Source organism: Rhodococcus sp. EPR-157 (genome assembly GCF_001647195.1).
Taxonomy (GTDB): domain Bacteria; phylum Actinomycetota; class Actinomycetes; order Mycobacteriales; family Mycobacteriaceae; genus Rhodococcoides.
On the sequence record NZ_LVCV01000170.1, the window covers coordinates 1 to 7,204 of the forward strand.

Annotated in this window: 6 protein-coding genes and 1 pseudogene; 6 read left to right on the plus strand and 1 reads right to left on the minus strand. The window is 63.6% G+C overall.

Annotated features, from left to right (window positions below):
* From A2J03_RS07540 to A2J03_RS07565, 6 genes and pseudogenes are all read left to right on the plus strand, one after another.
* Positions 1-241, plus strand: a pseudogene (locus A2J03_RS07540) (ABC transporter permease); the annotation flags it as partial.
* 27 nt (positions 242-268) lie between these two features.
* On the plus strand, positions 269-1,348 hold the full coding sequence (gene rhaS / locus A2J03_RS07545; protein WP_068371593.1) for a rhamnose ABC transporter substrate-binding protein: 1,080 nt from the start codon (positions 269-271) through the stop codon (positions 1,346-1,348).
* A 21-nt stretch (positions 1,349-1,369) separates the two neighbouring features.
* Positions 1,370-1,711, plus strand: coding sequence for an L-rhamnose mutarotase (locus A2J03_RS07550; RefSeq protein WP_068371596.1), 342 nt, complete (start codon positions 1,370-1,372; stop codon positions 1,709-1,711).
* Positions 1,708-2,877 (plus strand): L-rhamnose isomerase, encoded by a 1,170-nt coding sequence (gene rhaI, locus A2J03_RS07555; protein WP_068371599.1) that lies wholly within the window; start codon positions 1,708-1,710, stop codon positions 2,875-2,877. Before A2J03_RS07550 ends, rhaI begins: the two co-directional genes overlap by 4 nt.
* A gap of 82 nt (positions 2,878-2,959) precedes the next feature.
* Positions 2,960-5,005, plus strand: a complete 2,046-nt coding sequence (locus A2J03_RS07560) for a bifunctional rhamnulose-1-phosphate aldolase/short-chain dehydrogenase (RefSeq protein WP_068371602.1) — start codon at positions 2,960-2,962, stop codon at positions 5,003-5,005.
* Positions 5,005-6,396 carry a rhamnulokinase gene (locus A2J03_RS07565; protein ID WP_068371600.1) on the plus strand — a complete coding sequence of 464 codons (1,392 nt, stop codon included), beginning with the start codon at positions 5,005-5,007 and terminating at the stop codon, positions 6,394-6,396. The genes A2J03_RS07560 and A2J03_RS07565 overlap by 1 nt, the downstream gene beginning before the upstream one ends.
* A gap of 27 nt (positions 6,397-6,423) precedes the next feature.
* On the opposite strand, the gene A2J03_RS07570 is transcribed toward A2J03_RS07565, so the two are convergent.
* A partial coding sequence (locus A2J03_RS07570) for a GntT/GntP/DsdX family permease (RefSeq protein WP_197480657.1) occupies positions 6,424-7,204 on the minus strand: 781 nt, incomplete at its 5' end.

Consider the following 7,204-nt stretch of genomic DNA (forward strand, 5'->3'; position numbering starts at 1 on the left):
CGTCGCCGCGGTACTGCTCGGCGGCGTCTCCATCTTCGGCGGCAAAGGTCGATTGCTCGGAGTTCTCGCCGCCGTGGTCCTCCTTGCGACCCTGCAGAACGCCCTCCGGCTCGAGGACATCTCGAACGAGGCGCTCACCGTCGTCACCGGCGTATTGCTCATCGTCGCCGTTCTCCTGCCCAACGTACTGAAGACCGTCCGAACCTCCTCCCAACGCCGCAAGGCCGTTCGCGCTCTCTAGGATTTCCCCTCCCTCGAAAGGACCCTCATGTCCCGCTTCTCCCGGCGCCTCGCGCCACTGGCAGGCGTCGCAGCCTTGTCCCTCGTGTTGACCGCATGCGGCGGCACCACTCAGGATTCGGCCTCGGATTCCTCCGACAGTGGCAGCCGCGCCACCGGCACCGCCAATCCCGACGCCCCGATCGCCGAGGGGCTGAAGGTCGCGTTCCTGCCCAAGCAGCTCAACAATCCCTACTCCGATATCGAGGTCGCGGGCGGTGAGACCGCCGTCGGTGAGTTCGGTGGTGAGTACAAGCTCGTCGGACCGAACGACGCGAGCGCATCCTCACAGGTGTCCTACATCAACACCCTGATCCAGCAGAACCAGGACGTCATCGGTATTGCCGCGAATGACCCGAATGCCGTGTGCCCGTCGTTGAATCAGGCACGCGATGCGGGCATCAAGGTCGTGACGTTCGATTCCGACGCATCCAAGGACTGCCGGGACCTGTTCATCAATCAGGCCACCACCGAGGGCGTCGGCGAGGCGCTCGCGAATATGACCAGCGATCAGATCGGTGGCAGCGGCAAGATCGCGATTCTGTCGGCAACCCCCAACGCCACCAATCAGAACGCCTGGATCGAGGTGCTGAAGGAACAGCTCGCTTCGAACCCCGAATACGCGAACATCGAACTCGTCGCCACGGTCTACGGAAACGACGACGACCAGAAGTCGTTCCAGGAAACACAGGGGCTCCTGCAGACCTACCCGGACCTGAAGGCCATCGTGTCCCCGACGACGGTCGGTATCACAGCCGCAGCGCGGTACATCTCGTCGTCGAGCTACAAGGACAACATCGTTCTCACCGGTCTCGGCACCCCAAACCAGATGCGCGAGTATGTCAAGGACGGCACCGTGAAGCAGTTCGCACTGTGGGATCCCACCGACATCGGTTACCTCGCTGCTTACGCGGGTGCGGCACTGGCGTCGGGGCAGATCACCGGAGCCGAAGGCGAAACGTTCACGGCAGGTGAGCTCGGCGAGTACACGATCGGCGCCGACGGGGAGCTGGTGCTCGGACCGCCCACCGTGTTCGACGCTGCCAACATCGACCAGTACGACTTCTGATCGAGCCGGCCTCCGAAGACCATGAACAGGTACTGCTTCACACTCCAACTGAGGCCCGAATCCGTCCCCGAGTACACCGAGCGTCACGCCGAGGTGTGGCCCGAAATGCTCGAGGCATTGAAAGCCAATGGCTGGAACAACTATTCACTGCACATCCGCGCCGACGGGCTGATCGTCGGATACGTCGAAAGCCCTGATCTCGCAGCGTCGCAGCAGGCGATGAGCAGTACCGAAGTCAACACGCGGTGGCAGGCCGAGATGGCGCCGTTCTTCACGGGTCTCGACTCTGCCACCCCGGACGAAGGATTCGTCCTGCTGTCCGAACTATTTCACCTCGAGAGTCAGATGGGTATCGAATCATGACCACCGTTGCACTACAGGACATCTCGGCGCTCGCCGACTTCGGCATCGAGGTGCCGAGCTGGGCATATGGCAACTCCGGCACTCGATTCAAAGTCTTCAGCACCCCAGGTGTACCGCGGACCCCCTTCGAGAAGGTCGCCGATGCGGCTGAGGTCAACCGAGTGACGGGCGCAGCTCCGCGGGTGTCGCTGCACATTCCGTGGGACTACGTCGACGACTTCGGCACGCTGGCTGCATTCGCCGCCGACAGCGGAGTCGCGCTCGGTGCGGTGAACTCCAACGTCTTCCAGGACGACGATTACAAACTCGGCTCGCTGACCAACTCCGACCCGAGGATCCGCGCGAAAGCGGTTGCACACCATCTCGAATGCATCGATGTCATGCGTGCGACCGGATCGAAGATGCTCAAGCTCTGGCTGCCCGACGGCACCAACTACGCAGGCCAGGACTCCATCCGTGCGCGGCAAGATCGTTTGTCGGAGTCGCTGCAGGAGATCTACGCAGGACTCGACGACGATCATCGGTTGCTCATCGAGTACAAGTTCTTCGAGCCGTACTTCTACACCACCGATATCCCCGACTGGGGAACCTCGCTGTTGCACTGCCTCGCCCTGGGCGACAAAGCTCAGGTCGTCCTCGACACCGGCCATCATGCGCCCGGCACCAACATCGAGTTCATCGTCACCCAGCTCATTCGTCAGAACAAGCTCGGCGCGTTCGACTTCAACTCGCGCAACTACGCCGACGACGATCTCATCGTCGGTGCGGCCGATCCGTTCCAGCTGTTCCGAATCATGCACGAGATCGTTTCCGCTGGAGCGCATCTGCCGGAGTCGGGAATCAACTTCATGCTCGATCAGTGCCACAACATCGAGCCGAAGATTCCCGGTCAGATTCGTTCGATCATGAACGTCCAGGAAGCGACGGCCAAGGCCCTGCTGGTCGACGCCGTAGCCCTCGACGAGGCCCAACGCGGCGGGGACGTCCTGGGCGCACACGCGGTGCTGATGGACGCCTACAACACCGACGTCCGCGGCCTCCTCGGTGATCTACGCGAGTCCAAGGGCATCGATCGTGATCCCGTTGCTGCCTACGCGCGATCGGGCTACACCGAGCGCATCGAATCCGAGCGTGTCGGCGGAAGCCAAGCGAGCTGGGGAGCCTGATGCTCGAGACATCAAAGCCGCAGCAGAGTTGCTCGGCATCGCGTACGCCCATGTCCAGCCTCGACTCAGGAGAACACCTTCAGTGAGCACCTCGGAGAACACCACGATCTCGGACTTGATTGGCCGCTCCAATCGGCTCGGCGCAGACGCACGCAACACCAACTACGCGGGTGGTAACACGTCCGCCAAGGGAACCGACATCGACCCCGTCACCGGTGAGAGGGTGGACCTGTTGTGGGTCAAAGGATCCGGCGGCGATCTCGGCACGCTGCAGCCGTCCGGTCTCGCTGCGTTGCGGCTCGATCGGGTACTGGCGCTGAAAGATGTCTACCCCGGCGTCGAACGCGAGGACGAGATGGTCGCGGCGTTCGACTACTGCCTGCACGGGAAAGGTGGCGCGGCACCGTCGATCGACACCGCCATGCACGGTCTCGTCGACGCCAACCATGTCGACCACCTACACCCCGACTCCGGAATCGCCTTCGCGACCGCAGCGGACGGTGAAGAATTGACACGTAAGTGCTTCGGTGACCGGGTCGTGTGGGTGCCGTGGCGCCGTCCAGGATTTCAGCTCGGGCTCGACATAGCGTCCATCGCGGCGCAGAACCCGCAGGCAATCGGTTGCATCCTGGGCGGTCATGGCATCACGGCTTGGGGTGAGACGAGCGAGGAATCCGAGCAGCGATCGCTCGAGATCATTCGTACCGCGGAGAAGTTCATCTCCGACAACGGGCGGACCGATCCGTTCGGTGGTGTCATCGCCGGATTCGAAGCGTTGCCTGCAGAGGGGCGGCGCGCCAAGGCCGCGTCGCTGTTCCCGCTGATCCGAGGTCTTGCGTCGACCGATCGGCCACAGGTGGGCCACTTCGACGACAGCCCAGCCGTTCTCGAATTTCTGGCCGCCGAGGAGCATCCGCGTCTCGCGGCACTCGGGACGTCCTGCCCGGACCACTTCTTGCGTACCAAGGTTCGACCCATGGTGCTCGACCTGCCTCCTGCGGCGTCGGACGAGGAAGTCTCGGTGCGGCTGAAGGAACTGCACCAGTCCTACCGCGACGACTATGCGCGTTACTACGACGAACACGCCGAGGCCGACAGCCCGGCCATGCGGGGAGCCGATCCGGCGATCGTCCTCGTCCCGGGCGTCGGGATGTTCTCGTTCGGTGCCAACAAGCAGACCGCTCGCGTCGCAGCGGAGTTCTACCTCAACGCCATCAACGTCATGCGCGGCGCGGAGGCTATTTCCACCTACGCGCCGATCGACGAACGCGAGAAGTTTCGGATCGAGTACTGGGCGCTCGAGGAAGCCAAGCTTGCCCGGATGCCGAAGCCGAAACCGCTGGCCACGAGAGTCGCACTGGTCACCGGAGCGGCGTCGGGAATCGGAAAGGCGATTGCGACGCGTCTGGCCGCCGAGGGCGCGTGCGTCGTCATCGCCGACCTCGACGCCGACAAGGCGATGGCCGCGGCAGCCGAGATCGGCAATTCCGATGTGGCGGTCGGCATCGCAGCGGACGTCACCGACGAAGGGCAGATCGCCGACGGTATCGCGGCGGCTGTCCTTGCGTTCGGTGGTATCGACCTGGTGGTCAACAATGCGGGCCTGTCCATTTCGAAGCCACTGCTCGAGACGACGGCGAAGGATTGGGATCTGCAGCACGACGTCATGGCCCGCGGGTCGTTCCTCGTCTCGAGGGAGGCTGCGCGGATCATGATGGCGCAGGGCCTCGGCGGAGACATCGTCTACATCTCGTCGAAGAACTCGGTGTTCGCCGGTCCCAACAACATCGCGTACTCGGCGACGAAAGCGGATCAGGCACATCAGGTTCGACTGTTGGCAGCAGAGCTCGGCGAGCACGGCATCCGCGTCAACGGCATCAATCCCGACGGGGTGGTCCGCGGATCGGGGATCTTCGCCGGCGGCTGGGGTGCGAAGCGTGCCGCGGTGTACGGCGTCGAAGAGGAGAAGTTGGGTGAATACTACGCGCAGCGAACACTTCTCAAGCGTGAGGTGCTCCCGGAGCATGTAGCCAACGCGGTGTTCGCGTTGACCGGCGGGGAGCTGACCCACACCACCGGCCTCCACATTCCGGTGGATGCAGGCGTCGCAGCCGCATTCCTGCGCTGATGGGAGTGTTCGCGGCCGTCGATCTCGGCGCGTCGAGTGGACGGGTCATGCTCGGTCGGATCGTGCACGGGCGGGTCAGGTTGGACGAAGTGGCACGGTTCGAGAACCGACCCGTGCGATTGAACGGTTCGCTGCACTGGAACATCGTCGATCTGTATCAAGGGGTTCTGGGTGGGCTGCGCAAGCTCGTCGACGGCCTCGAAGGTGAGACGCTGACGTCGATCGGAATCGACACCTGGGCAGTGGACTACGCGCTGTTGGCTCCGGACGGCTCGATGCTCGGCATCCCCTTCCACTACCGAGATGCACGCAACGACGGCGAGCATGCGGACCTGTTCCTTCGGAACGGCATCGCACAGCTTCCGTTCAACACCGTGTATCAGTTGCTGACCGAATCGACCGATCGACTGGCTTCGGCACACCGGATGCTCATGATTCCCGACCTGCTGGCGTACTGGCTCACCGGTGTCGCGGCAGGTGAAGTCACCAATGCGTCCACAACTGGGATGCTGAATCCGACTACGCGCGAATGGGATCGCGACCTCCTGGCCGAAGTAGGTCTGAAGCCGGATCTGCTGCCGCCGCTGCTCGTGCCGGGTCAGCGAATCGGTGCGCTGAGACCGGACGTCGTCTCGCTCGTCGGAACTCGAGCGGACGTCGTTGCCGTCGGGACTCACGACACGGCGTCGGCGATCGTGGCGGTTCCCGCGGAATCGCCGAACTTCGCCTATATAGCCTCCGGCACGTGGTCTCTCGTCGGAGTCGAGGCACCAGGACCGGTCATCTCGGCCGCAGCCAGGGACACCGGCTTCACCAACGAAGCCGGTGTCGACGGAACCGTTCGCCTGCTGCGCAACGTCATGGGCATGTGGCTCGTTCAGGAGTCCATCCGTCAGTGGGAGCGTGACGGCGTCACGTATGCGCTTGCGGACCTGCTGGCGGAAGCCGAAAGCCTCGGTGACGTGGGGGCCGTCGTCGACCCGGATCTTCCGGTGTTTCTGCCACCAGGTGACATGCCGTCGAGGATCGCCGAAGAGTGCAGGGCTGCAGGTGTTCCTGTTCCGTCCACCCCCGCCGAGACTGTCCGCTGCATCATGGACAGCCTCGCGGCGGCATACGCCCGGTCGGTCCGCACTGCCGGTGAGTTGGCCGGAATCGGCATCGAGACGGTGCACATCGTCGGAGGAGGATCGCAGAACGAACTGCTGTGCCAGCTGACCGCCGACGCGACCGGCCTTCCTGTCGTCGCCGGACCGGTAGAGGGCTCGGCACTCGGAAACGTTCTGGTGCAAGCCCGTGCGGCCGGCGTGATCGCGGGTGGAGTTGCCGAGCTACGCCGCGTCGTTCGTGAGTCGTTTCCACTGACTCGCTACCTGCCGCGGCGTAGCTGACGCCGGTCCCTGGAGAATCACCCGGCGCTAAAAAATCACCCAGAGTATCGACGCCACTGCGAATACCGACAAGCCGAGTGTCGTCTCCATGACGGTCCATGTCTTGAGTGTCGTTTTCTCGTCCATGCCGAAGAAGCGACTGACCAGCCAGAAGCCGGAATCGTTGACGTGGGAGAGCACGGTGGCTCCTGCTGCAAGGGCGAAGACGAGAAGCGCGATCTTGAAGTTGCTGAGGTCCTGTTCGCCTACCTGCACCGCGATGAGTCCGGCAGTGGTGGTCAATGCGACCGTCGCCGATCCCTGTGCGACTCGTAGCGCCGTGGCGATGAGGAACGCCTGCAGGATGATGGGCAGACCCAGTCCCGACAACGACGAGGTCAGGGACTGGCCGATGCCGCTCGCTCGGAGCACGCCGCCGAACATTCCGCCTGCGCCGGTGATGAGGATGATGGAGCAGATGGGTCCGAGCGCCTGATCCATGAACTTGGAGGCGTCGCCGATGGGGAAGCGACCCGGGGCCAGCAGGAACAGTGCGAGAAGCAGCGTGATCAGCAAAGCGATGGGTGTCTGACCGAGGAGTACGAGCGCCGACGCCCAGGTTGTGTCGCCGTCGATCACACCTGCGGTCGCCAAGGTGTTGACGACGGTGTTCAACGAGATCAACACCAACGGTGTCAGCAGAATCCAGAGGACGACGGGGAAGCTCGGCGCGGCTCCGAACTCGCCGGACGAGTCGTCTCGGCTGTCGCTGTCACCGCTGGCACCGCTGTCGCCGGTGCTTGCGGTCTTGGTCCCCGTCTTCGTGGTC

Bases quoted from the DNA above. Each gene is read 5' to 3' on its own strand.
- rhaS (WP_068371593.1), top strand. From the start codon at position 269: ATGTCCCGCTTCTCCCGGCGCCTCGCGCCACTGGCAGGCGTCGCAGCC.
- A2J03_RS07550 (WP_068371596.1), top strand. From the start codon at position 1,370: ATGAACAGGTACTGCTTCACACTCCAACTGAGGCCCGAATCCGTCCCC.
- rhaI (WP_068371599.1), top strand. From the start codon at position 1,708: ATGACCACCGTTGCACTACAGGACATCTCGGCGCTCGCCGACTTCGGC.
- A2J03_RS07565 (WP_068371600.1), top strand. From the start codon at position 5,005: ATGGGAGTGTTCGCGGCCGTCGATCTCGGCGCGTCGAGTGGACGGGTC.